Source organism: Acinetobacter sp. YH01007, assembly GCF_013420425.1.
Classification (GTDB): Bacteria; Pseudomonadota; Gammaproteobacteria; order Pseudomonadales; family Moraxellaceae; genus Acinetobacter; species Acinetobacter towneri.
This window is the reverse complement of record NZ_VOYC01000004.1, coordinates 127,463-152,377: the sequence shown is the minus strand read 5'-3', so window position 1 is coordinate 152,377 and position 24,915 is coordinate 127,463. Positions and strand designations below refer to the sequence as shown.

The 24,915-nt window shown below is 41.9% G+C and carries 20 protein-coding genes, 2 tRNA genes and 1 other RNA gene; 7 read left to right on the top strand and 16 right to left on the bottom strand.

Annotated features, from left to right (window positions below; all coding sequences use genetic code 11):
* Window positions 1–10: 10 nt before the first annotated feature.
* From sucC to sdhC, 8 genes are all read right to left on the bottom strand, one after another.
* Entirely contained in the window at window positions 11–1,177 is a 1,167-nt protein-coding gene (sucC, locus tag FTT74_RS03125) for an ADP-forming succinate--CoA ligase subunit beta (RefSeq protein ID WP_179988550.1), read from the bottom strand.
* Between the two features lie 174 nt (window positions 1,178–1,351).
* Window positions 1,352–2,785 (bottom strand): dihydrolipoyl dehydrogenase, encoded by a 1,434-nt coding sequence (lpdA, locus tag FTT74_RS03120; RefSeq protein WP_131260672.1) that lies wholly within the window; start codon window positions 2,783–2,785, stop codon window positions 1,352–1,354.
* A gap of 60 nt (window positions 2,786–2,845) precedes the next feature.
* Window positions 2,846–4,060: a 2-oxoglutarate dehydrogenase complex dihydrolipoyllysine-residue succinyltransferase gene (odhB, locus tag FTT74_RS03115; protein WP_004972191.1), complete on the bottom strand. Its 1,215-nt coding sequence runs from the start codon at window positions 4,058–4,060 to the stop codon at window positions 2,846–2,848.
* Window positions 4,061–4,076: 16 nt separating this feature from the next.
* Window positions 4,077–6,899 carry a 2-oxoglutarate dehydrogenase E1 component gene (locus FTT74_RS03110; RefSeq protein WP_179988563.1) on the bottom strand — a complete coding sequence of 941 codons (2,823 nt, stop codon included), beginning with the start codon at window positions 6,897–6,899 and terminating at the stop codon, window positions 4,077–4,079.
* 883 nt (window positions 6,900–7,782) lie between these two features.
* Window positions 7,783–8,493 carry a succinate dehydrogenase iron-sulfur subunit gene (locus FTT74_RS03105; RefSeq protein ID WP_004972196.1) on the bottom strand — a complete coding sequence of 237 codons (711 nt, stop codon included), beginning with the start codon at window positions 8,491–8,493 and terminating at the stop codon, window positions 7,783–7,785.
* A 14-nt stretch (window positions 8,494–8,507) separates the two neighbouring features.
* Window positions 8,508–10,406, bottom strand: coding sequence for an FAD-binding protein (locus tag FTT74_RS03100; protein WP_179988549.1), 1,899 nt, complete (start codon window positions 10,404–10,406; stop codon window positions 8,508–8,510).
* Between the two features lie 12 nt (window positions 10,407–10,418).
* Window positions 10,419–10,784 (bottom strand): succinate dehydrogenase, hydrophobic membrane anchor protein, encoded by a 366-nt coding sequence (sdhD, locus tag FTT74_RS03095; RefSeq protein WP_004972200.1) that lies wholly within the window; start codon window positions 10,782–10,784, stop codon window positions 10,419–10,421.
* On the bottom strand, window positions 10,784–11,182 hold the full coding sequence (sdhC, locus tag FTT74_RS03090; RefSeq protein ID WP_026438062.1) for a succinate dehydrogenase, cytochrome b556 subunit: 399 nt from the start codon (window positions 11,180–11,182) through the stop codon (window positions 10,784–10,786). The genes sdhD and sdhC overlap by 1 nt, the downstream gene beginning before the upstream one ends.
* Before the next feature lie 1,154 nt (window positions 11,183–12,336).
* Between sdhC and gltA the strand changes: the two genes are divergently transcribed.
* From gltA to FTT74_RS03075, 3 genes are all read left to right on the top strand, one after another.
* Window positions 12,337–13,611 carry a citrate synthase gene (gene gltA, locus FTT74_RS03085; RefSeq protein ID WP_004972202.1) on the top strand — a complete coding sequence of 425 codons (1,275 nt, stop codon included), beginning with the start codon at window positions 12,337–12,339 and terminating at the stop codon, window positions 13,609–13,611.
* A gap of 196 nt (window positions 13,612–13,807) precedes the next feature.
* Window positions 13,808–14,323: a hypothetical protein gene (locus FTT74_RS03080; RefSeq protein ID WP_004972203.1), complete on the top strand. Its 516-nt coding sequence runs from the start codon at window positions 13,808–13,810 to the stop codon at window positions 14,321–14,323.
* A gap of 355 nt (window positions 14,324–14,678) precedes the next feature.
* Entirely contained in the window at window positions 14,679–16,304 is a 1,626-nt protein-coding gene (locus FTT74_RS03075; RefSeq protein ID WP_004972204.1) for an NAD+ synthase, read from the top strand.
* Between the two features lie 143 nt (window positions 16,305–16,447).
* Here FTT74_RS03075 and FTT74_RS03070 read toward each other — a convergent pair.
* Window positions 16,448–16,524, bottom strand: a tRNA-Met gene (locus tag FTT74_RS03070).
* Window positions 16,525–16,717: 193 nt separating this feature from the next.
* Between FTT74_RS03070 and FTT74_RS03065 the strand changes: the two genes are divergently transcribed.
* Window positions 16,718–17,131, top strand: coding sequence for a hypothetical protein (locus tag FTT74_RS03065; RefSeq protein WP_096901016.1), 414 nt, complete (start codon window positions 16,718–16,720; stop codon window positions 17,129–17,131).
* Window positions 17,132–17,170: 39 nt separating this feature from the next.
* On the opposite strand, the gene FTT74_RS03060 is transcribed toward FTT74_RS03065, so the two are convergent.
* The 4 genes from FTT74_RS03060 to coaD form a co-directional block, all read right to left on the bottom strand.
* Window positions 17,171–17,247, bottom strand: a tRNA-Met gene (locus tag FTT74_RS03060).
* A gap of 73 nt (window positions 17,248–17,320) precedes the next feature.
* Window positions 17,321–17,698, bottom strand: an RNA gene (gene rnpB, locus FTT74_RS03055) — RNase P RNA component class A.
* A 27-nt stretch (window positions 17,699–17,725) separates the two neighbouring features.
* Window positions 17,726–17,989 (bottom strand): YfhL family 4Fe-4S dicluster ferredoxin, encoded by a 264-nt coding sequence (locus FTT74_RS03050; protein ID WP_004972206.1) that lies wholly within the window; start codon window positions 17,987–17,989, stop codon window positions 17,726–17,728.
* A gap of 1 nt (window position 17,990) precedes the next feature.
* On the bottom strand, window positions 17,991–18,482 hold the full coding sequence (gene coaD, locus FTT74_RS03045) for a pantetheine-phosphate adenylyltransferase (protein ID WP_004972207.1): 492 nt from the start codon (window positions 18,480–18,482) through the stop codon (window positions 17,991–17,993).
* Window positions 18,483–18,661: 179 nt separating this feature from the next.
* Here coaD and smpB point away from each other — a divergent pair, with 179 nt between their 5' ends.
* Window positions 18,662–19,138 (top strand): SsrA-binding protein SmpB, encoded by a 477-nt coding sequence (gene smpB / locus FTT74_RS03040; RefSeq protein ID WP_004972209.1) that lies wholly within the window; start codon window positions 18,662–18,664, stop codon window positions 19,136–19,138.
* 78 nt (window positions 19,139–19,216) lie between these two features.
* Here the strand turns inward: smpB and FTT74_RS03035 are convergent, their stop codons facing one another.
* The 3 genes from FTT74_RS03035 to rluD form a co-directional block, all read right to left on the bottom strand.
* Window positions 19,217–19,786, bottom strand: a complete 570-nt coding sequence (locus FTT74_RS03035; RefSeq protein ID WP_179988548.1) for a flavodoxin family protein — start codon at window positions 19,784–19,786, stop codon at window positions 19,217–19,219.
* A gap of 39 nt (window positions 19,787–19,825) precedes the next feature.
* Entirely contained in the window at window positions 19,826–20,569 is a 744-nt protein-coding gene (gene pgeF, locus FTT74_RS03030; protein WP_179988547.1) for a peptidoglycan editing factor PgeF, read from the bottom strand.
* A gap of 71 nt (window positions 20,570–20,640) precedes the next feature.
* A complete protein-coding gene (gene rluD / locus FTT74_RS03025) occupies window positions 20,641–21,693 on the bottom strand; it encodes a 23S rRNA pseudouridine(1911/1915/1917) synthase RluD (protein WP_004972212.1) in 1,053 nt (350 codons plus the stop codon).
* 71 nt (window positions 21,694–21,764) lie between these two features.
* On the opposite strand from rluD, the gene FTT74_RS03020 reads away from it, so the two are divergent.
* Both FTT74_RS03020 and FTT74_RS03015 read left to right on the top strand, forming a co-directional pair.
* A complete protein-coding gene (locus FTT74_RS03020; protein ID WP_154320974.1) occupies window positions 21,765–22,745 on the top strand; it encodes an outer membrane protein assembly factor BamD in 981 nt (326 codons plus the stop codon).
* A 198-nt stretch (window positions 22,746–22,943) separates the two neighbouring features.
* Complete coding sequence (locus FTT74_RS03015; RefSeq protein WP_096901021.1) at window positions 22,944–24,914, top strand: DNA primase; 1,971 nt, start codon at window positions 22,944–22,946, stop codon at window positions 24,912–24,914.
* Window position 24,915: the final 1 nt, after the last annotated feature.

Genomic DNA, 24,915 nt, shown 5'->3' with positions numbered 1-24,915 from the left:
CTGATTCTCCTTAAGCTTTCACTGCAGCAACAATTTTTTCTGCGGCATCAGACAAGCCGTTTGCAGAAATAAGTTTTAATCCTGATTCATCGAGTAATTTTGCACCAAGTTCCGAGTTGTTCCCTTCTAGGCGAACCACTACAGGTACCGTCACATTTACTTCCTGAACCGCTGCAATAATTGCTTCCGCAATCATGTCACAACGTACAATTCCACCAAAAATATTAATCAGTACGCCTTTAACCGAGTGATCTGCCAAAATAATTTTAAAGGCTTCAATTACGCGTTCTTTGGTTGCACCACCACCTACATCCAAGAAGTTCGCAGGCTGGCCACCATAGAGTTTAATAATATCCATAGTCGCCATCGCTAAACCTGCACCATTCACCATACAACCGATATTACCTTCTAAAGCAACATAGTTCAGGTCAAATTCTGATGCACGCAATTCACGTTCGTTTTCTTGTGTTTTATCGCGCAGTGCCAAGACTTCTGGCAAACGATACAGTGCATTAGAATCAATACCAACTTTGGCATCCACACATAAAATTTCGCCATTTTCACGTACAGACAATGGGTTAATTTCAAATAAGGCAAAATCATTGTCGATAAATGCCTGATAAGCCGCTGTCATAATCTTCACAAACTGCGTGATTTGACTGTCTTTGAGTTTTAATGCAAAGGCCACTTCACGTGCTTGAAATGGCAATAATCCCACCAAAGGATCAACTTCTACTTTAATAATTTTTTCTGGGGTTTCTTCTGCCACTTTCTCAATTTCAACACCACCTTCAGTAGATGCCATAAAAGTGACGCGACGGCTAGAACGATCTACCACTGCACCCAAATACAGTTCACGCTCTACAGGATAAACATCTTCAGCCACTAAAATACTGTTTACAGGCTGACCATAGGCATCGGTTTGATAGGTGACCAAACGTGTTCCTAGAATTTGGTTGGCATAGTCTGCTGCTTCTTGTGCAGATTTTACGACCTTCACGCCGCCCGCTTTACCGCGACCACCTGCATGCACCTGAGCTTTCATCACCGCAAATTTACCGCCCAGTTGCTCGAAAGCTTGCACGGCTTCTACGGCTGTAGTTGCCAAAATGCCTTCTTGTACTGGCATACCATATTTTTTTAATAGCGCTTTTGCTTGATACTCATGTAGATTCATTGACTAACCTTTTACTACTTCTTTTATTCAGTTATCACCACCAATATCAAACCTGCGTTTTAATATTGCTTTCCTTGTGTGGTGTTTTTCCTATGCTCTTTACTTTTAGATGATTATTCCCATAAATACAACCATCAAATGCAAAAAGAGCGGCCTAAGCCGCTCTTTTTAGTGTTATTTGCGTTTACGCTGAATCGCGTGAATCGCACGCCCATCTACAGCTAAAGCGGCTTCATGCACCACTTCAGAGAAGGTTGGGTGACCAAATGTCATTAATTGTAAATCTTCAACTGAAGATACGAACTCAAGTGCAATCATACCTTGGTGAACGATGTCAGACGCAGCAGGTCCAATCACGTGCATACCCAATAAACGATCTGTTTTTGCATCTGCAACAAACTTCACGAAACCAGCACCTTCGCCTGCTGCTAAAGCACGACCATTTACCGCGAAACCGAATTGACCAGTTTTCACTTCGTGGCCTTTTTCTTTCGCTTGCTCTTCAGTTAAACCAACCCACGCCGCTTCAGGGTGTGTGTAGATTACTGAAATGATTGTGTCATAGTTAACTTGTGCAGCATGACCGTGAATACGTTCAACTGCCATTACGCCTTCTTCCATTGCTTTGTGTGCAAGCATTGGACCACGTACCAAGTCACCAATTGCATATACACCTTCAACAGAAGTTGCACACCAATCGTTTACTTCAACTAAGCCACGTTCAGTCAGTTTAATACCGCAGTCATCTGCCAATAAACCTTCAGCATAAGCACGACGACCTACACAAACGATCAATTTATCGAAAGTTTGTTCTTTTTCTTCGCCGCCTTGGGTATATTTAACAGTCACTTCACGACCATTAACTTCAGTACCTGAAACTTTCGCACCGATACGGATATCCATACCTTGCTTAGTCAATAGTTTCTGGTAGTCTTTTGCCAAAGCTTTGTCAGCCATTGGTAAGAATGCATCCATTGCTTCAAATACAACAACTTCTGCACCTAGACGACGCCATACTGAACCAAGTTCAAGACCAATTACGCCTGCACCAATCACACCTAAACGCTTAGGCACTTCTGGGAATTCTAATGCACCAGTAGAATCAACAATAATGTCTTGATCTACAGGAGCAACAGGAATATTTACAGGAACTGAACCAGTCGCAAGAATCACATACTTAGGCTCTAAAACTTGAGTTTCGCCTTCATGAGAAACGAACTCAACTTTTTTACCTGCAAGCAATTTACCCGTACCTTTTAACCACTCAACACCGTTACCTTTTAATAACTGATCAATACCGCCAGTTAATTGGTCAACGATTTTGTCTTTACGTGCTAATAGCTTCGCAAGGTCAAACTGTACTTCACCTGTAGTGATACCATGATCAGCCAAGTGATGAACCGTATCTTCATAACGATGTGAAGAATCGAGTAATGCTTTAGATGGGATACAACCCACGTTTAAGCATGTACCACCCAAAGATGGTTTACCTTTGTGAATACGTTTTTCGATACACGCAACTTTAAAGCCAAGTTGAGCCGCACGAATTGCCGCTTCATAACCACCTGGGCCACCGCCAATAACAACAAGATCAAATTGTTGAGACATTTTTATCTCCAAAAATGGGCTTAGAGGATCGCTCCAAGCCCACTGATTTATTCTTTAGAATTAAAGGTCAAGGATGAGTTTAGCTGGCTCTTCTAACAATTCTTTGATTGTTACAAGGAAACCTACAGCTTCTTTACCATCAATTAAACGGTGGTCATAAGAAAGCGCTAAGTACATCATTGGCAAGATTTCAACTTGACCATTTACCGCCATAGGACGCTCTTGGATTTTGTGCATGCCCAAAATTGCAGTTTGTGGCGTGTTTAGAATTGGTGTAGATAACAATGAACCGAAAGTACCACCGTTAGTAATGGTGAATGTACCGCCAGTCATATCTTCAATACCTAGCTTACCGTCACGTGCTTTATAAGCATAGTCACGAATACCGTTTTCTACTTCAGCGTAGTTCATGCGGTCTGTATCACGTAATACAGGAACCACTAAACCACGGTCAGAAGAAACCGCTACACCGATGTCGTAGTAACCGTGATATACGATGTCTTCGCCATCAATAGAAGCGTTTACTGCTGGGTAACGTTTCAATGCTTCAGTTGCAGCTTTCACGAAGAAAGACATAAAGCCTAAACGTGCACCATGACGTTTTTCAAATGCGTCTTTGTATTGTGCACGCATTTCCATGATTGGCTTCATGTTCACTTCGTTGAATGTTGTTAACATTGCAGTTTCTTGAGTCGCTGCAAGTAAACGCTCTGCAACACGCTTACGTAAACGTGTCATAGGAACACGTTTCTCGATACGCTCACCTACCGCAACGCTTAATGGCGCAGCTGCAGCAGCAGGTTTAGCTTGATGATTTGCAACATCTTCTTTAGTGATACGACCACCACGACCTGTACCAGAAACGTCTGCAGCATTGATACCTGTTTCAGTCAACGCTTTACGTACTGCTGGTGCTTGGTCAGCAACTGGTTGTGCACGCTCAACAACTGGCGCAGCGCCTGCTTCAGTTTTCGCCGCAGCTTGCTCTACTTGTGCTTCAGACTGAACTGCTTGAGTTTGAGCAGCGCCAGAAACAGCACCCGCTTCAAATTGAGCAATTACTTCGTCAGAAAGAACTGTATCGCCTTCGTTTTTGATGATTGCAGAGATTGTGCCATCAGCAGGAGCGACTACTTCCAAAACAACTTTATCGGTTTCAATATCACAGATCACTTCATCACGTGAAACTGCTTCACCTGGTTGTTTGTGCCAAGTTGCAATCGTACCGTCTGCAACTGACTCTGGAAATACCGGTGCTTTAATTTCGGTTGCCATTACTTCGAATCTCCTGTTATTCAGCTACGATCGCAAGCGCGTCATTGATGAGCTGAGCTTGTTGTTTTGCATGCAAATATGGTGAACCACACGCTGGTGCTGCAGATGCTTCACGACCCGCATAACTAATGCGAATCTGTTTACCAGTTTTCATTACGTCATCATATAAACGTGGCGCGATGAATAACCAAGCACCTTGGTTCTTCGGCTCTTCTTGAGTCCAAACTAATTCTTTTACGTTTGGATAAGAAGCAAGAACTTCAGCAAGACGTTGTTCTGGATATGGGTACAACTGTTCAATACGAACAATTGCAGTATTGTTCAATTCTAATTCACGACGCTTTTCAAGCAAGTCGTAATACACTTTACCACCACACAATACCAAACGCGTCACGTCTGATATGTTGATGTTGTCAATTTCATCAATCACAGTCTGGAATGTACCAGTTGCAAGCTCATCAAGGTTAGACACTGCTAACTTGTGACGAAGTAAAGACTTCGGCGACATGATGATCATTGGCTTACGGATTGGACGAATCGCCTGACGACGTAAAGCGTGGAAAATCTGTGCAGGTGTTGTTGGTGTCATCACTTGCATGTTTTCTTCCGCACAAAGCTGTAAGAAACGCTCTAAACGTGCAGATGAGTGCTCAGGACCTTGACCTTCAAAACCGTGTGGAAGAAGCATCGTTAAACCACACACACGCTCCCACTTGGTTTCGCCAGATGAAATGAACTGGTCGATTACCACTTGAGCACAGTTGGCAAAGTCACCGAATTGTGCTTCCCAAATAATCAAGCTCTTTGGAAGTGTCGTTGCATAACCATATTCGAATGCCAATACTGCCATTTCAGACAATAAAGAGTCGTAGATTGCAACACGTGGTTGGTTCTCTTTGATATGGCATAACGGAATATAAGTTTTACCATCGACTTGGTTGTGCAATTTCGCATGACGGTGTGAGAAAGTACCACGACCTACGTCTTCACCAGTCAAACGAACTAAATAGCCTTCATCCAACAAAGTTGCATAAGCTAAAGTTTCAGCTGCACCCCAGTTCAGTGGCATTTCACCTGTTTGCATTTTCAAGCGATCGTCAATCACTTTGGCAACTTGGCGCTGCATCACGAAACCTTCTGGAAGTTTACGCATGGTTTGACCAAGTTCTTTCAAACGCTCAACAGGGAAAGTCGTATCCCAAACGTCTGTATAATCGTGACCTAAGTACGGAGACCAATCTACAAACATTTTGGTATTTGGCTCAAGTACCAACGCATTCGCAACGTGATTACCCGCTTCTAAATCAGAACGGTAGTCTTCAACCATTTGATCTGCCGCAGCACGATCCAACACACCTTCTTGCACCAATTGGTCAGCATATAAAGTACGTGTTGTAGTCTTTTTGTTGATCACTTGATACATCATTGGCTGAGTTGCTGCTGGCTCGTCAGCTTCGTTGTGACCACGACGACGGTAGCAGAACAAATCAATCACAACGTCTTTACGGAATGTATGACGGAAATCGTGTGCCAATTGAGATACAAAAATCACCGCTTCAGGATCATCGCCATTCACGTGGAAAATTGGCGCCTGAATCATTTTTGCAATGTCAGTACAGTATTCAGTAGAACGTGCGTCACGTGGGTCAGATGTTGTGAAACCAACTTGGTTGTTAATCACAATGTGAACTGTACCACCTACGGTATAACCGCGAGTTTGTGACATTTGGAAGGTTTCTTGGTTAACACCTTGACCTGCAAATGCGGCATCACCGTGAACGATTAATGGCAATACATCATCACCACCAATGTCTTTACGACGTACTTGGCGCGCACGTACAGAACCTTCAACCACAGGTCCAACAATTTCTAAGTGCGATGGGTTAAACGCAAGTGCCAAGTGCACTTCACCACCCGGAGTCATCACGTTAGATGAGAAACCTTGGTGATATTTTACGTCGCCAGAACCTTTTTTATGCAAGCTCTTACCTTCGAACTCACCAAATAGGTCTGCAGGGTTTTTACCCATGATGTTCACAAGCAGGTTCAAACGACCACGGTGTGGCATGCCAATCACGACTTCTTTACAGCCAACAGCACCCGCACGTTGAATGATTTCATTCACCATAGGGATAAATGATTCACCGCCTTCTACACCAAAGCGTTTCGCACCAACGTATTTATTACCTAGATATTTTTCTAGACCCTCAGCTGCTGTTAAGCGCTCAAGAACGTGTTTCTTTTGATCTGCAGTAAATGTGAACTTACCACGTGCGCTTTCTAAGCGTTGTTGAATCCAGCGTCTTTCTTTGGTATCAACAATGTGCATGTATTCTGCACCAATTGAACCGCAGTAGATCGCCTGCATGGCATCAACCATTTCGCCTAGTGTTGCTTCAGACTTACCAATTTCCAAATTACCTGTATGGAAAACAGTATCTAAATCAGACTTGGTTAAACCATGTGCAGCAAGATCAAGATCTGGCACGTCTTCACGTTTTGCCAAACCTAGTGGATCTAATTTTGCTTTTTGGTGACCACGGTTACGGTAAGCAGCAATCAGTTGCAACACGCCAATTTGACGTTGTTCATGTTCAGAACTCACTGACCCTTGAACAATGGCTTGAACGCGATTTGAATTACGACCTAATAAAAGGAATTGCTCACGTACATTACTGTGTGGTTGATCACCCTTCGGGAATTTATCGAAATATTCGCGCCAATCAGCACCGACTGATTCCGGTGACGTCAAATAATGCTCGTAAAGTTCTTCAATATACGCTGCACTATCAGCGGAAAGTTCAGTGTCAAGACGCAGTGCGTCAGCAACTTCTTGCATTTGTGGACCCATTTCCTATTGCAAAAACATTTTCCAGGATGCTTTTTAAGCAAAACCCATGATTGATAATGTCAAATTGGTAACATGACATTAGTCCCCAGTTGACATATGTCATGAGGCGTTATCACTACATTAGGAAAACCCAATGTCATTTATGAATCATAACGCCCTCATTGGCATCATCACTCATTTATATACTCGACCCAAGCCGAGCAATTTTTTGCAAAATCGTTTTAGAAAAAATAAGTGCTCAGTCTTAGCTTTTCTAATACGACTTTTCTGCAATAGTCCTGATTTAATAACACATCATTTGCACTTAAAATGTTGATAAAATGTACAAAAATTCAACATTTTTCAGATATAGTCATTTGTTAATCGTAACATGATCTCAGAAATGCAATTGATTTTTTTGACACATACCTCCTATAAATTGGCGAAATACACTGATTCTATTTTCATCTAACATATGGTGCTTTATTTAAAAAACAGATGCAATTTAGACCAAAGTCCAACACCGCTATTTCAGATAAAATAAAAGAGAGCACATCTCTCAATCTGCCCTCTCACTTACACGTTACATGATAACATCTAAAAATAAATATTGCAGCTAAACTTGGCATTTGCCCATGCTTTACAACAAAATAGCAGCACTGGATTACAATTGTGTGCAACTTTAGTCGGCTAAATGCTGTTTTTGTCTATTTATCCAACAGTTATACCTAAAAAATATCAAATACTCACTTTTTAATCACTTCTTTGCATGCAACATTTTTCATTTACGTACTCATCAAAAACAAGCAACTTATCACACGACTTTTATCGTAATTTTGGCACAAAAAAAAGCACACCTAGGTGTGCTTTTTTCAACTGATCACGCAGTCTATTAGCCAGCCATATCTAAAAGCATGTTACGGATGTGACCGATTGCTTTAGTTGGGTTCAAGCCTTTAGGACATACAGATACACAGTTCATAATACCTTTACAACGGAACAAAGAGAATGGATCGTCAAGACGAGCCAAACGCTCTTGAGTTGCAGTATCACGCGAGTCGATAATGAAACGATATGCATTCAACAACGCTGAAGGACCCAAGAACTTGTCTGGGTTCCACCAGAATGATGGGCATGAAGTTGAACAACATGCACAAAGAATACATTCATACAAACCATCAAGATGCTCACGCTCTTCTTGAGATTGTAAACGCTCTTTTGGTGGCGCAGGTTGGTTGTTGATCAAGAACGGATGAATCTTGTTATACTGATCGTAGAACTGATTCATGTCTACAACCAAGTCTTTAATTACAGGAAGACCTGGAAGCGGACGAATTGTGATCACTTCTGGTAAATCGTTTAGGTTCCAAAGACACGCTAAACCATTTTTACCATTGATGTTTACACCATCAGAACCACAAATACCTTCACGACATGAACGACGGAATGTCAAAGATTCGTCTTGTACTTTCAATTCAAGAAGTGCATCAAGCAACATACGGTGCTTATCAGTCAATTCAAGCTTAAAAGTTTGCATGTACGGTGCTTTATCCTTATCAGGATCGTAGCGGTAGATATTAAATGTACGAGTACCTCTACTCATCTTACTTCTCCCAATTAGAATGTACGTGGTTTAGGTGGAATAGCAGATACAGTAAGCGGCTTGTAACGTACTGGTTTGTACTCAAGACGGTTATCTGTAGAGAACCATAAAGTATGCTTCATCCACTCATCATCACGACGACCATAAGAATAAGTTGGGTGATCTGGTGGTAACTCAAAGTCTACAACCGTATGCGCACCACGACATTCTTTACGTGCAGCAGCTGAGATTAGTGTCGCTTTAGCAACTTCATACAAGTTTTCAACTTCTAATGCTTCTACACGTGCAGTGTTGAATACTTTAGATTTGTCTTTCAAATGAATGTTGCGAACACGTGGCTCAAGCGCAAGAATTTGTTTCACACCTTCATCAAGCAATGCTGAAGTACGGAATACACCTGCGTGGTCTTGAACGATGTTACGAATTGCATCAGCAACTTCTTGAGCGTTTTCACCTGAAGTCGATTCGTCAAGTTTACGAATACGGTTCACAGTATTTTCAAGTACAGTTGTTGGAAGTGGTTCGTACTCACCATCATGTTGCTTAGTCACATACTCAATGATGTGTTGACCAGCAGCCTTACCAAATACAACCAAGTCAAGCAATGAGTTTGTACCTAAACGGTTTGCACCGTGTACAGATACACATGAACACTCACCAATTGCATAGAAACCTTTTACTGGTTTAGCAAAGTCACGGTCACCCGCGTTGGTTGTATATGTATCAGTTTCTGCGTTGTAGTTCGCAACCAACTCTTGAGTTTCACGGCTTTCTGGAACAACCACTTGACCATGAATATTGGTTGGAATACCACCCATTTGGTAATGGATTGTAGGCACAACAGGAATTGGCTCTTTAGTACAGTCAACGTTCGCGAATTTCTTACCAATCTCAAATACAGATGGAAGACGCTTCATGATTGTGTCTGCACCTAAGTGCGTCATATCAAGCAAGATGTAGTCTTTGTTTGGACCACAACCACGACCTTCTTTAATTTCTTGGTCCATAGAACGTGATACGAAGTCACGTGGCGCCAAGTCTTTCAAAGTTGGTGCATAACGCTCCATGAACGGTTCGCCTGAATCGTTACGAAGGATACCACCCTCACCACGACAGCCTTCCGTTAACAATACGCCCGCGCCCGCAACACCTGTTGGGTGGAACTGCCAGAATTCCATATCTTGTAATGGAATACCTGCACGCGCAGCCATACCAAGACCGTCACCAGTGTTGATATATGCGTTTGTAGATGCACGGTACACACGACCTGCACCACCTGTAGCAAACAATGTCGCTTTCGCTTGGAATACTGCGATTTTACCTGTTTCTTGGTCAATTGCAGTCACACCTAGTACATCGCCAGCTTCGTTACGGATCAAATCAAGAGCGATCCATTCTACGAAGAATTGAGTGCCCATTTTCACGTTGCTTTGATAAAGCGTGTGAAGAAGTGCGTGACCTGTACGGTCAGCTGCAGCACATGCACGTGGAACTGCTTTTTCACCGTAGTTTGCAGAGTGACCACCGAATGGACGTTGGTAAATTGTACCGTCTGCGTTACGGTCAAATGGCATACCCAAGTGTTCTAATTCATAAACCACTTGTGGCGCTTCACGCGTCATGAATTCAATCGCGTCTTGGTCGCCCAACCAGTCAGAACCTTTTACTGTGTCGTAAAAGTGGTAGTGCCAGTTATCTTCTTGCATGTTACCAAGAGATGCACCAATACCACCCTGCGCTGCAACAGTGTGTGAACGTGTAGGGAATACTTTGGTCAATACCGCAACTTTCAAACCTGCTTGAGCAAGTTGGTAAGATGCACGCATACCTGAACCACCACCACCAACGATGACTGCGTCAAAGAATTGGTGTGGAATATTTGTATAATCTTCTTTAGGGTTAATCGCGCCCATGATATTTTCCTATCAATTCGCCCAGAAAATCTGGATTGCCCAGATTGCGTATGCAAAAACAGCAATAATCACTGCTGAAGTCAGCACTAGGCGTAAACCTGAAGCTGAAGGACCCATTTGACGAGTAGTCACATAGTCAGTGAATACTTGCCACATACCGATCCAAGCATGTGCAACAAGAGATAAGACTGCCAATAAAGACATAATCTTCATTGGTAATGTCATCATAAAGCCGTACCACTGTTCAAAGTTGAATCCACCGTTAAGAAGAATCCAACCAAATACCACAACGGTATAAACAGCAAGAACAACAGCACTAATACGTTGGATAAACCAATCGCGAGAACCTGAACCCGTTAAACCTGTAGCACTTTTCATTAGATTACAATCCATACAAATGCTGCAACGATACCGATAGCAGACAAGATCAATGAAATAGTAGCTGCAATGCGACCACTTTGCAGTTCTTCTGCAAAACCAAGGTCAGCAAGTAAGTGCTTAACACCAGCAATGAAGTGATAGATTAAGCCGGCTACAAATACCCATACGATAAAGCGCACAAAGAAACCGTTAAAAATTTCTTGAACTTGAGCAAAACCTTCAGGTGAAGACAAAGACTTGTCTAACAACCATAAAAGTACCGGTACGAGTAAAAATACGATGACACCAGAAAGACGGTGTAGAATTGATGCAATAGCCACGGGCGATTTTAAGTTTACTTCTAAAACTTGACCCATGGACAAATTGACAGGTCTGTTGCTTTTCACAGCGGGCATCCTGTAAGTAAAAACTCCATCCGGAGTTTGTTGGAATAAATTCGAAGGAAAGCTGGCATTGTTAGGCAAATTCATGCCTAACCTTAAAACGACACTGAATTATAAAACGTCAACTGTTAAAATACAAACAACTCTACTCGGCTTTTTGGCTAAAAAACCCTTAAATAAGAATCATTAACAAGTATAAAGACAAACCAATTACCATCCACAACCACACAATCAAACATAAATCTATGTTTTTAAATAAATTATTAAAGTGAAAACTCTTGATGACACAATCAGTGGCTTTAGAATATTTAGACTAAAGATAAATTTGTACTTTGTTTTTCAGATGTTCTTCGGGTTTTCACATACTTATATATAAGTAGCAGCACTATATATGTGTGTACTCCACTGTTTGCAGCAATTTACAACCACAACACAAGACTCTTAGATCCAGACAGCCCATCACTTTGCTTTGGTCAAGGTACACCTGATCATGGATTAAACTTTAATGTCGGCACATACCTCAATCTATTTATACAACTTATATTTACTTTAAACACCACACCTAAATAAATATTAAAAATGATAATCATCATGCGAATGAATGACTTATCCAGTATTTTTTGTATCTGTATGGATAAATAACCGCGCTTTATTCACAAAGATTTCATCATTTCCCACTCAAAATATGATGGATCATGGCTATTTTCAGGAGTTTAATCAGTCATTTTTTGATCAATCAATATCGAATTTAAATACCAGACTTACTGCCTATTACAAACAATCTGACCACCCTACCGTGTATGTAAAAACGTGTAAGTTATGAGAATTAGATAAATTTAAGTATTGGACTGAATCCTGCTAAAGAAATAGCACATCAAAACTAGTATTTAAAATTGCTTACAATTAATCCGTATTGATGATTTTTTTCTGCACATCCGACAAATTTTGACTTATGATACGGCGGCTGTGCTGTGATTTTATTGATTTTTTTACTGGAATTTTTTCGGCTTTTTCTATAAACAGTCGTCTGCTTAATCCATAAGTATAATTGACAAAATTTCAGTACTCTCTAATCTTAGAGCTAATTTTTAATCCGTCTGACTTGCGCATTAAAAGATTGATACTTCGAGTCAGATCAACATTCACCAGGACAGGAGATCTATTGAATGTCTGAAGCAACTGGCAAAAAAGCCGTATTACAGCTTGATGGAAAAGAAATTGAATTACCAATTTACAGCGGCACATTAGGCCCAGATGTAATTGACGTTAAGGATGTGTTGGCGGCAGGTCACTTTACTTTTGATCCTGGTTTTATGGCAACAGCGTCTTGCGAGTCTAAAATTACGTTCATTGATGGTAACAAAGGTATTCTTTTACACCGTGGTTACCCAATTGACCAATTAGCGACTAAAGCTGACTACTTAGAAACTTGCTACTTATTATTAAATGGCGAGCTTCCAACTGCAGAACAAAAAGCTGATTTTGACGCTAAAGTTCGTAACCACACTATGGTTCACGACCAAGTAAAACGTTTCTATAACGGTTTCCGTCGTGACGCTCACCCTATGGCAATCATGGTAGGTGTTGTTGGTGCGTTATCTGCGTTCTATCACAACAACTTAGACATCGAAGATGTTAACCACCGTGAAATCACAGCGATTCGTTTAATCGCGAAGATTCCTACTTTAGCGGCTTGGAGCTACAAGTACACTGTTGGTCAACCATTTGTTTACCCACGTAACGACTTAAGCTACGCAGAAAACTTCTTGTACATGATGTTTGCTACACCAGCAGACCGTGATTACAAAGTAAACCCTGTTCACGCTCGCGCAATGGATCGTATTTTCACGCTTCACGCTGACCACGAACAAAACGCGTCTACTTCAACTGTACGTTTAGCTGGTTCTACTGGCGCTAACCCATACGCATGTATCTCTGCAGGTATTTCTGCACTTTGGGGTCCTGCTCACGGTGGTGCGAACGAAGCTGTTCTTAAGATGCTTGATGAAATCGGCTCTGTAGAACACGTTGCTGAGTTCATGGAAAAAGTGAAGACTAAAGAAGTTAAACTTATGGGCTTTGGTCACCGCGTTTATAAAAACCATGACCCACGTGCGACTGTAATGAAGCAAACTTGTGACGAAGTACTTAACGACTTAGGTATCAACGATCCACAACTTGCACTTGCAATGGAACTTGAGCGTATTGCGTTATCTGATGAATACTTCATCAAGCGTAACTTATACCCTAACGTAGACTTCTACTCAGGTATCATCCTTAAAGCGATTGGTATCCCAACAGAAATGTTTACTGTAATTTTCGCACTTGCACGTACAGTTGGTTGGATCAGCCACTGGTTAGAAATGCACAGCGGTCCTTACAAAATCGGTCGTCCTCGTCAGCTTTACACTGGCCACACTCAACGCGACATCAACCGTTAATTCGGTCTGCGTTGTAGCGTGTAAAACGACACGACAAAAAAACCACCTTCGGGTGGTTTTTTTATTGCTTTTATTTAGCTCACCAAACTCATTTCTGTTTGGTTTGTCCTAAACCACAACCAAAACGTAAAATAAAATTTAGATCATTGCGGATTTAGGCTATATTTTTGATGTCTGCCACTTACGACTCATTTCCATGCTACAACTGCATTTATTCATTCTCAGCTTATTGATGCGACTGCTCAAACTAGATCAGTTTAGATGTCGAAGCCTAACTGCAATGGAAATACAGTTGTGCCAATCTGTGTTTGGCAATCTGATTGACTACAGCCAAGTCAAAGTCATGAACCATCCTTATTTGCCTTGGCAGCCACAGCACATTTTTATGGCCCCCTGTGGCTATATTCATGTGCGTAATCGGCATTATCTAGCCGACTACAGCCAAGCACACCGTGGCTATCAAGCGATCTTTATTCATGAGATGGCGCACATTTTACAGCATCAACATCACATCAATGTCTTACTGCGTGGTGCGGTATTGCAAACCGCGTATTTTTTGAGTTTTAAGCGTTACAATCCATATCATTATCGCTTAATTGAAGCGAAACCTTTTTTTGCTTACAACATTGAGCAACAAGGTGAAATTGCCAAAGATATTTTTCTTAAAAAAATAGACAATATTATTTTAAACAGCCCGCACCGCTCGACTTAGCTCACTCATCTTGGTACATGCTTATTTCACGAAAAACACATGCATCATACAACCTAAAAATATAATGCTTTTCAAATAAATAGCATAAAAATTCTGTCACATTTCAATGATATTCTTGCAGACAAGACAATAAAGTGTATTCGATGCTAGCATCTATTCTAAATTAAGATAAAATAGCAAAAGTCTCCATTTTTGCACTGCAAAATAAGATCTTTATCTGTTAGATAATAAATGGTTTTTATTTGTGCCTTTCGGCAGTCGTTTAATCCACAATACACTACGCTGAAATTTTTATAACAATAATCATCAGCCACTTACGTGTATTCTACACCTATAGGAATAGGACTTAATTTAAATGAAATCTTTTAAAATTGCCCTTGCACAGTTCTCTCCACACATTGGCAATCTCGAAGCAAACGCGCAAAAAATGCTTGAACAAGCAAATGAAGCGAAAAAACAACATGCAGATTTGATTATTTTTCCTGAACTTTCAATTTTGGGCTACCCTGCAGAAGATTTATTACTGCGCCCAAGCTTGAATCAACGCACACAACAAGCATTTGAACAATTACGTGAAATTAAAGATATTGTTTTAGTTTTCGGCTTTGTCAATGAAACTGAAGATGGTCAGCGCTTTAACTCGGCTGCCGTCATGAAAGATGGCAACATCTTAGGTATTTACAACAAGCAAAATTTACCAAATTATGCTGTATTTGATGAAAAACGCTATTTTGATGAAGGTCATCAACACTTAGTTTTTGAATACCTTGGTCATAAATTTGGCGTTTTGATTTGCGAAGATTTATGGTCTTTGCCAACCGTGCAGCAATTGGCACAGTTGAATGTAGAAACTGCATTGGTCTTGAACGCATCGCCTTATGAAGTGGGTAAACCGCAGCATCGTGTACAGACCATGACCGAACTGGCAAAACAATTACATCTCAATGTGGTGTATGTAAACCAAGTTGGCGGTCAAGATGATTTAATCTTCGATGGTACGAGCTTTGTGATTAACCAAGCAGGCAATGTTGCATTACAAGCCCCAACCTACCAAGAAGGTTTATTCTACGCAGAATATGACGCTGCACAGAAGCACTTTAAAACTGCCGAAATTAGCCCAGCTTTAGACACCCTTGCAGAAATCTATCAAGGTTTAGTGCTCGCAACCCGTGACTACGTGCAACGCTCTGGCTTCCCTGGTGTAATTCTTGGCTTGTCGGGCGGAATTGATTCAGCGCTCACTCTTGCTATTGCGGTTGATGCAATTGGTGCAGATAAGGTACAAGCGGTAATGATGCCGTACACTTATACCGCGCAAATTAGTGTGGAAGATGCTGCAGAGCAAGCCAAAACTTTAGGCGTGACTTTTGGTATTGCCGAAATTCACCCGATCGTAAATAGCTTTATGCAAACGCTGTATCCTTTCTTTGGTAACAGCCCTAGCGATACCACAGAAGAAAATCTACAAGCCCGTGCCCGCGGCACAATCTTAATGGGTCTGTCGAATAAGTTTGGTAACCTCGTGCTTTCTACAGGTAACAAATCTGAGTTAGCAGTTGGCTATTGCACGCTTTATGGCGATATGGTCGGTGGTTATGCGGTACTCAAAGATGTGTACAAAACCATTGTGTTTGAACTGGCTAAATACCGTAACAGTATTGCCGATACTCCTGTGATTCCTGAGCGTGTGATCACGCGCCCACCTTCAGCAGAATTACGTCCTGACCAAAAAGACCAAGATTCTTTACCACCATACGAAGTGCTCGATGCGATTTTGTATGCGTATATTGAAGAAGATCAGAGCCAAGAAGACATCATTAGCAAAGGCTTTGAACGCGCGATGGTCGAGAAAGTCATTCAATTGGTTGATCGCAACGAGTACAAGCGTCGCCAAGGTGCATTAGGACCACGTATTAGTTCACGCGCTTTTGGTCGTGAACGTCGCTATCCGCTCGTCAATGGTTGGAAAGCAGGGATTTAACGCTAAAGCATTGCTTAAACAAAGATATAAAAAACCAAGCTACGGCTTGGTTTTTTTGTACCTGCCATTAAACCAATGCTGCAAAAAGTAGCCTAAAATTTTGACATAAAAAAAGACCAAGCTGAGAGCTTAGTCTATAAAAATGGTGGCTATGACGGGACTTGAACCTGTGACCCCCGCATTATGAGTGCGGTGCTCTAACCAACTGAGCTACATAGCCATAAACTGTGTGCGCATTATCTAAACTTAGCCCTGCATCGTCAAGTATTTTAATTTACAAACGCTCACAGTTTAAGCAAAAACAGTGCAATTTGTTTAATTTTAATCAAATTACTATTTTCTTACGGAGATTCTTAAATATTTGCAGCAAAATCTATATCAAGTCACACAGAAAAAAGAGAATAAATTCAACCATGATCTTGAAGTCTATAATACTGAGTAGCCTTGTTGTTGGCTTAAGTTCCTGCGCTTTGGTTTCACCTATTTTTGTAGATTACAACGGTGTACGGCGTGATGTTGCGCAATTTATTAATTCTAAAATGAGTTATAGCATCGCAGACCGACGTGTTTTGGTTGCTTATGCCAAAGGACAGCAAAAGATTTTAACGGCGCATCAACTGAATGCTGCAGCGCAGCAACAACTGGCTTATGAGCGTGCTGTAGGGCGTTATTGTGCATCACAACACATTTCGCTAAAAAAATTAAATCAGGTCGATGCCAAAATTTTTGCTCACTCTGATCAACAAGCCAATTGGCAACAGATTCAAAACCTACAAATGCAGATTCAACTGGATACAGCTCAAATAGATTGCACAGACAAATTTTAAACAAAAAAAAGACCACGTTAGTGAACGTGGTCTGAAAAATGGTGGCTATGACGGGACTTGAACCTGTGACCCCCGCATTATGAGTGCGGTGCTCTAACCAACTGAGCTACATAGCCAAAAACTGTGCGCGCATTATCTGCTGTAATCTAGGTAACGTCAAGCCTTATCACGCATCAATTGCTTAAAATTTGGTGAAGTGAACCGATAAGCCGGGTTCTGTCGAGAACGATCATTCCTCTAGGCGCACAATCACTCATACGCTCAAGCGACCTACCCGAATCCAGTACGGGCCGTACCTCAGGATTCCTATTTGGTCTTGCTTCTGGTGGGGTTTACCATGCCATGAACTGTTACCAGCCATGCGGTGCGCTCTTACCGCACCCTTTCACCCTTACCTTCAATTTCTTCCGAAAAAGAAACCATACGAAGGCGGTCTACTCTCTGCTGCACTTTCCGTCGGCTCACGCCGCCCAGGCGTTACCTGGCACCCTGCCCTATGAAGCCCGGACTTTCCTCCCCTGTTTCAGTCACGGAGACCTCCACAGCAGCGATCGTCTGGTTCACTTCGAAGGCGCATCTTAGCAAAATTATAAGTTAATTGCTTGCGCTTTTTTGAGCAATCAGTTTTTTATATTTTTCCAGCAATTGTTCCTGTGTTTCTACATGCTCTGGATCGAGCGGAATACAATCGACTGGGCAAAATAACTGACACTGCGGCTGCTCGTGATGTCCTACACATTCAGTACATAATGCTGGATTAATCTCATAAATCAGCTCACCCATATAAATTGCCTCATTTGGGCATACAGGTTCACAGACATCACAGTTAATACATTCATCGGTAATATATAAAGACACGCTACCAACCTTGTCGTAATTTACGCTCAAAGGCTTCGACCACAACAGGTGCAACAAATTTAGTCACATCACCTTTTAAGCGTGCAATTTCACGAACTAATGTAGAAGAAATAAATGAATATTGCTCTGAAGGAGTCAGAAATACCGCTTCATATTTCGCATCTAATTGACGGTTCATATTTGCCAACTGAAATTCGTATTCAAAATCTGAAACAGCACGCAAACCACGCAAAACTGCAGTCGCATTTTGCTCACGGAAAAAATTAACCAATAAACCATCAAATCCGACAAATTCAACATTAGGCAAATGCTTTAAAGATGCCTGTGCCAATTCCACACGTTCTTCCAAAGTAAAAATTGGATTTTTATGATGTCCAATGGCAATTGCGACCACGACTTCATCAAACATTTTTGCAGCACGTGTCACCAAGTCAATATGACCATTAGTAATCGGGTCAAAGGTGCCCGGATAAATTACGCGAGTTTTAGACATCCATTATGCTCTAGTTGGTTTTGTCAAAGTTAGTTTAACAAATACAAAAAATTTTAGTGAACTAAAGTCTACCAAATTATGAAATATCAAAGCAGTTTAGCCAACAGTTGTGATGATTTTGATTTGTCAGCAAGCCTTGGTTTGAGGCACAATAGTCATAAGTTTGGAAGTAATTGAATATGGCGAAGCTAACTGTAGTTAAAAAAAATACGGGCGGAACAATTGCACAGAATAAACGTGCACGCCACGATTATTTTATTGAAGAAAAATTTGAAGCAGGACTTTCTTTGCAAGGTTGGGAAGTCAAATCTTTGCGCGCAGGACGTATGACTATTACCGAAAGTTATATCCTGTTTCGTGACAATGAAGCCTTTTTATTTGGTGCACAAATTCAACCACTCTTGTCGGCTTCAACGCATGTAGTGCCTGAAGCGACCCGTACCCGCAAACTCTTACTTTCACGACGTGAAATTGAAAAGTTGATGGGTGCAGTCAATCAAAAAGGTTATTCTTGCGTACCTTTAGCATGTTATTGGAAAGGCCCTTTAGCGAAGCTTGAAATTGCTTTGGTGAAAGGTAAACAATTGCACGATAAACGCGCTTCTGAAAAAGACCGCGATTGGCAGCGTGATAAAGCACGTTTGATGCACAAATAATTTTGCACATTCCGCCCATAAAAAATGCTCGAGATCAACATCGAGCATTTTTTATGGAAGTTGTAAAACTAAAAATGCTTAGTCTTTAAGTTTTAATTCCACCAAATATTTACCAAATTTGACTGCAGTTTCCAAATCACCTTCGGGTGGCGTAACTTCAACACTGGCATTATCAGACTGCGTCATTAAACCCAAAAAGCTCGACATGCGGTTAATATCGTGTGGACTACGCCCTGTCGGCATAAACGGTAAACCTGACCACAACATGCCATGCTGCATCGCAAATAAATTAATTTGTTGCAGCACCGCCAGTTTATCGCCACTTAAACCACCGCCATTGGTAAAACCTGCCGCCAGTTTGCCCTGCCAAGTTCTGGCCAACCAACGCTTAGACGATTGCTCCATAAACTGTTTTAAAGCCGAAGTAATGCTGCCCATATAAGTTGGACAGCCCATAATGATAATATCGGCTTGATCTAGGCTATCCCATTCAATTTCAGCCACATCCATCAAAGTCACCTGAGCATCCATTTGCGCAGCACCTTGTGCAATATGCTGTGCCACCTTAGCAGTATGACCATAAGGACTGTGATAAACCACCGCCACACGAATAGCAGCGCAAGAAGATGTTGAATGAGTCACTAACATGAGAATGTTTAAAACCAAATAATTAAGTCAAGTTTAACACTAAGCCTGCATAAACACGAATGTTGCCATACGTCCTGTACGTGCTTGACGGCGGTAAGAATAGTAATCATCGGCTTGTTGATACGAGCACTGATCACCGCCCAAAACCGTTGTAACACCATGCTGCTGCAAAATAAAACGCGCGATCGCATACAAGTCAGCAAGATATTTACCTTGCTGCAGCCCTGCAATAAAAGCCGTGTCTAATTCAGGATATTTATCGTAAAATGCCTGTTTCACCTCAGCCCCAACTTCAAAACACGGCTGACTAATAGCCGCACCCAACCACGCCCATGTTGGAGCACTTTGCATTTCGACGATGGTGTTTTCGATAATACCGTTGGCAAGACCACGCCAGCCTGCATGCAGATTCGCAACCTCAGTGCCTTCGGCATTGCCCAAAACCACAGGTAAACAGTCTGCGGTCATCATCATTAAAGCATGCGCTTTACGCTGAGTGACCAAACCATCGCCTTCTAAAGCTTCACAAGTGATTTGCTCATTAATGGTCTGACACAACACGCTATGTGTTTGCGTCATCCACGTCATTTTATCGACCCCATATTCAGCAAACTCTGCCAGTAAACTCATACGATGCTGCTGCACACGCCATGCATCATCCTGCACATGCAGCGCCAGATTAAAACCAGATACATCGGCACAGTCTGTCGCTAAAGCTTGCACATGTTGTATGCGGGTTTGCCCAACATACACACCTGCAGGTAATCCTTGAACAAATTGCATAAATCTATCCTTAGTCGTTTTCTGGCATTGCCGTATCTGAGTTGATCTTGTTAATGCTGTCTATGCAACAATTAATAGGCAGCATTTTCACTGCGTAACACGTCTACCAATTGTTTAAAGTCTTCAGGCCACGGCGCTTCAAACATCATTTCTTCTTGAGTACGTGGATGCACCAAACCGAGTTTGACGGCATGTAAGGCCTGACGTTTAAAGTTACGCAAGGTATCGTTTAATAATGCCGATGCGCCTGCTGGCACACGTACACGTGGCGTATAAACAGGATCGCCAACCAAACCATAACCAATATAACTTAGATGCACACGAATTTGATGAGTACGTCCAGTTTCCAAACGCGCCTGAACACGAGTGAAATGCTGAAAGCGTTCTTTAACATTGTAATGTGTGACGGCGTCTTTGCCGCCCGGCAAAACAGCCATTTTCACTCGATCTACAGGATGGCGTTTAATCGGCTCATCGACAGTGCCTCCCGCAATCATGTTGCCGTACACCACCAAGTCGTATAAACGATAAACTGACTTTTTCGCCAGTTGCTTGGTCAAGGCAAACTGTGCTTCCAGATTTTTGGCAACCACCAGCAAACCCGAAGTATCTTTATCAATACGATGCACCAAACCTGCACGAGTTAACTCTGCCGATTTTGGATAATGATGCAGCAAGGCATTTACCAGAGTTCCAGAGCTATTTCCCGCCCCCGGATGCACCACCATGCCCACAGGTTTATTAATCACCATGATGTCATCATCTTCATAAATAATATCCAGTGGAATATCTTCAGGCAGGCTGCGGGTTTGCGCTTCAAGCTCGACTTCTAGGGTAAGAAGCTCATCACCTTCACACTTATATTTAGGTTTGACCGTGTTACCATTTACCAACAAATGACCGTCTTTGAGCCACTGTTTTAGCTTTTCACGTGAAAATTCACTCCAAATGATGGCTGCAACTTGGTCGATGCGTAGTCCTAAGTGGCTGTCATCCAATTGAAATTGCAACGATAAACGTGTTGCAGTTGAGTCTGAAGTATGGTTATCTGCATCCTCAGCATCTTCAAGTAAATTGAACTCAGTTTCAGGTAAATTGGAATGGGTAGATTGTGCTTGACTCATTTGCTCATTCAGACAAAAGTGGTTTAATAGCGCAATTGTAGCTCATTGCCCGTATTAACAGAGGAATTTTTATGTCGCTACCACGTTATAAAATAACAATGCTTGCTCTTTCACTCGGCGTTGCGTCTGCAATTGTGGGCTGTAGCAGCAATCCAAAAAAAGAAGTGGTCGATACTGGTCCGCAATCTAGCGAACAGGTTTATATTGAAAAAGCAGAAAAAGCACTGGATCGTGGTCAATACACCGATGCCGTTAAGCATCTTGAAGCTTTAGAAACCTATTATCCAACGGGTGATTATGCGCAGCAAGCGCAGCTTGAATTGTTGTATGCAAAATTCCAGCAAAAAGATTATGAAGGCGCAATTGCTGTTGCAGATCGTTTTATCCGCATGAACCCGCAGCATCCTAAAGCCGATTATGCCTACTATGTACGTGGTGTGGCGAATATGGAACAAAACTATGATGGTTTGTTGCGTTATACCTCGCTCAAGCAATCACACCGTGATGTTAGCTATTTAAAACTGGCCTATCAAAACTTTGTCGATTTTATCCGTCGCTATCCATCAAGCACTTATGCGGTAGATGCTGCACAGCGCATGCAGTTTATTGGTCAGGAACTGGCGGAAGCCGAAATGAATGCGGCACGTTATAACATTAAACGTAAAGCATGGGTGGCTGCAGTAGAGCGTTCATTGTGGGTAGTTGAGCATTATCCGCAAACTCCGCAAATTCCAGAAGCGTTGGCAACGGTGGCTTATGGTTATGGCAAACTGGGCGATCAAGCCACAGCTCAGCAATATATTGATGTGTTGAAACTGAACTATCCAAATTTGGTTAAAGCAGATGGTAGCGTGAATTTACGTGCTGCCCGTCATGACGCAAGCTGGATTAACCGTGCAACTTTGGGTATTTTCGGACGTGAAGCGCAAAGCAGCACTGAAACACAACAGTCAGATACTAAAGCACAAGCAGAGCCATCACGCAGCCTCACCAACCGTTTGAGTTTTGGCTTGCTCGATCGTCCAAAATCTCAAAACGACAGCACTGAATAAAACCATTCCGACTGATTTTTCAGTTTTGAAAAATGCAAAGGGCAAGTTATGATACTTGCCCTTTGTTCTTTTATGGGCTTGTTTCCTGTCCTAGAAAAAGATACAAAAGAGAATACTCATTGAGTCAATCAGCACAGTCTGATGTATTCAACCTGTTCGGCGAACCTTTCACTACCAAGAGATAACAGACAAAACCGTATGGCCATTCCACAGCACACGATTGATCAAATTTTAGATCGCACTGATATTGTCGATCTGATTAGTCAGCGCGTGAAATTAAAAAAAACTGGTCGTACCTATTCGGGCTGCTGCCCGTTCCATCAGGAAAAAACCCCGTCTTTTCACGTTTACCGTGACAAGCAGTATTATCATTGCTTTGGCTGTCAGGCAAATGGTAACGCCATCCGTTTTTTAATGGATATTGATAACCGCAATTTTGTAGATGTCATGAAAGACTTGGCCAGTCAAACAGGCATCGAACTCCCAAAAGATCAGCACGACAATAAAAAACTCTCTTATAAACGTGAAGCCAAAAAGCCAACACCGATAGCTCAACCCAAACCAACAGCAAAAGACCAGAATGAAACTTCTGCAGCTCAAACCACATCAAGCGAACATACTTTTGAAGCTTCTGGCATCGACTTTGATCCTTTTGCCGAGTTTCAAAGTGCTGAATACGCAAACTCGGAATTTCAGAACTCGGAATTTCAAAACAATGCCGACCCGTTTGCAGGTTTTGAGCAATGGGACACCATGCAGGACACACCTGCACAAGAAGGCAACTTATACGACTTGCTAGAAAATATAGCGCAATATTATGAGCAGCAATTGCCGCACAGCCCTGCCGCGCAACAGTATTTTCAAAAACGTGGTTTAACCGCACAAACCTTGCAGTTTTGGCGCTTGGGTTACGCACCCGAAGATTGGCAGCATTTAGAAAAAGCCTTTCCGCAAGACATTGCAGGTTTAAAACTGCTAGGCTTAATTCGTACCAGTGACAAGGGACGTGACTTCGATTTATTACGTGATCGGGTGATTTTTCCAATCCGTGACAGCAAAGGACGTGTGGTCGGCTTTGGTGGTCGCGCACTTAATGATGAAATCAAACCCAAATACATCAACTCGCCCGATTCGGAAGTGTTTCATAAAAACCAATTGCTCTATGGTTTATATGAAGGACGCAAACAAAAAGCCCAAGATTATTTAATGGTCGAAGGCTATATGGATGTGATTGCCTTGCAGCAATACGGCATTCATGGTGCTGTAGCGACACTCGGTACAGCCAGTAATACCGATCATTTAAACATTCTATTCCGCCAAAACAACCGCATTACCATCGCGTTTGATGGCGATGCCGCAGGTCAAAAAGCCGCACGTCGTACACTGGAAATTGCACTGCCTTTGCTCAATGATGGACGTGAACTGAAGTTCTTTGTTTTACCCAATGAGCACGACCCTGACTCACTTATTCGTCGTGAAGGCATCGAAAATTTCCGACGTTTATTAGATCAAGCACCTTTGCTATCAGATTTTGTCTTTGCGCATCTCACCCAAAACCATAATATCAGTACCCCTGAAGGCAAAAGTCAGGTCATGGGTGAACTGCGGCAGTTGACCGAACTTTTGCCCAAAACGGGTTCTTATCGCTATTTGCTGCAACAGTTTTTCCGTGAAAAGTTAGGCTTTAACCGTAAATGGCAGGCACAGACCAATAACGATGCATCTTTGAGTTTTAGCACCAAAGTCGATGCCGAAGAATATGTGATTGCGATTCTAATCAATCACCCGTATTTGTATATTCACTTTGAACCGTTACGTGCGCTGATTCCAAATGATCATCTGCTACACCAAATCTTAAATATTTTAAATACTATTTTTGATGATCTACCCGATGATCCTGAACAAGCCAAATATTATATTTTGGGTGCATGCTCAGCGTATCACTATGAATTACAGCGCATTTTACAACAAGCCAATGTCAGTGATTACACGACTTCTCCTGAACACGTCGATAAATTGGCGCAGGATTTTTCGACCAAATTGCAATACGACTGTTTACAGCAAAAAATTCGCTCCAAAAAATTCAGCAGTATTGAAGAAATGAAGCGATTGAAACATCAAATTTATGAAATTGATAAAAAAAGATCGCTGACCTTGTTAGAGGAATAAG

What these genes read in the sequence shown, in the direction of transcription:
- FTT74_RS03065 (WP_096901016.1), top strand. Translation starts at nt 16,718, where the DNA reads ATGATCTTGAAGTCTATAATACTGAGTAGCCTTGTTGTTGGCTTAAGT.
- sdhD (WP_004972200.1), bottom strand. Translation starts at nt 10,784, where the DNA reads ATGAAAAGTGCTACAGGTTTAACGGGTTCAGGTTCTCGCGATTGGTTT.
- sdhC (WP_026438062.1), bottom strand. Translation starts at nt 11,182, where the DNA reads ATGCCCGCTGTGAAAAGCAACAGACCTGTCAATTTGTCCATGGGTCAA.
- FTT74_RS03110 (WP_179988563.1), bottom strand. Translation starts at nt 6,899, where the DNA reads ATGCAAGAAGTTGCTGACGCACTGCGTCTTGACACTGAACTTTCCGCT.
- FTT74_RS03080 (WP_004972203.1), top strand. Translation starts at nt 13,808, where the DNA reads ATGCTACAACTGCATTTATTCATTCTCAGCTTATTGATGCGACTGCTC.
- FTT74_RS03015 (WP_096901021.1), top strand. Translation starts at nt 22,944, where the DNA reads ATGGCCATTCCACAGCACACGATTGATCAAATTTTAGATCGCACTGAT.
- FTT74_RS03105 (WP_004972196.1), bottom strand. Translation starts at nt 8,493, where the DNA reads ATGAGTAGAGGTACTCGTACATTTAATATCTACCGCTACGATCCTGAT.
- lpdA (WP_131260672.1), bottom strand. Translation starts at nt 2,785, where the DNA reads ATGTCTCAACAATTTGATCTTGTTGTTATTGGCGGTGGCCCAGGTGGT.
- coaD (WP_004972207.1), bottom strand. Translation starts at nt 18,482, where the DNA reads ATGTCTAAAACTCGCGTAATTTATCCGGGCACCTTTGACCCGATTACT.
- smpB (WP_004972209.1), top strand. Translation starts at nt 18,662, where the DNA reads ATGGCGAAGCTAACTGTAGTTAAAAAAAATACGGGCGGAACAATTGCA.
- pgeF (WP_179988547.1), bottom strand. Translation starts at nt 20,569, where the DNA reads ATGCAATTTGTTCAAGGATTACCTGCAGGTGTGTATGTTGGGCAAACC.
- FTT74_RS03020 (WP_154320974.1), top strand. Translation starts at nt 21,765, where the DNA reads ATGTCGCTACCACGTTATAAAATAACAATGCTTGCTCTTTCACTCGGC.
- FTT74_RS03100 (WP_179988549.1), bottom strand. Translation starts at nt 10,406, where the DNA reads ATGGGCGCGATTAACCCTAAAGAAGATTATACAAATATTCCACACCAA.
- sucC (WP_179988550.1), bottom strand. Translation starts at nt 1,177, where the DNA reads ATGAATCTACATGAGTATCAAGCAAAAGCGCTATTAAAAAAATATGGT.
- gltA (WP_004972202.1), top strand. Translation starts at nt 12,337, where the DNA reads ATGTCTGAAGCAACTGGCAAAAAAGCCGTATTACAGCTTGATGGAAAA.
- rluD (WP_004972212.1), bottom strand. Translation starts at nt 21,693, where the DNA reads ATGAGTCAAGCACAATCTACCCATTCCAATTTACCTGAAACTGAGTTC.
- FTT74_RS03075 (WP_004972204.1), top strand. Translation starts at nt 14,679, where the DNA reads ATGAAATCTTTTAAAATTGCCCTTGCACAGTTCTCTCCACACATTGGC.
- FTT74_RS03035 (WP_179988548.1), bottom strand. Translation starts at nt 19,786, where the DNA reads ATGTTAGTGACTCATTCAACATCTTCTTGCGCTGCTATTCGTGTGGCG.
- odhB (WP_004972191.1), bottom strand. Translation starts at nt 4,060, where the DNA reads ATGGCAACCGAAATTAAAGCACCGGTATTTCCAGAGTCAGTTGCAGAC.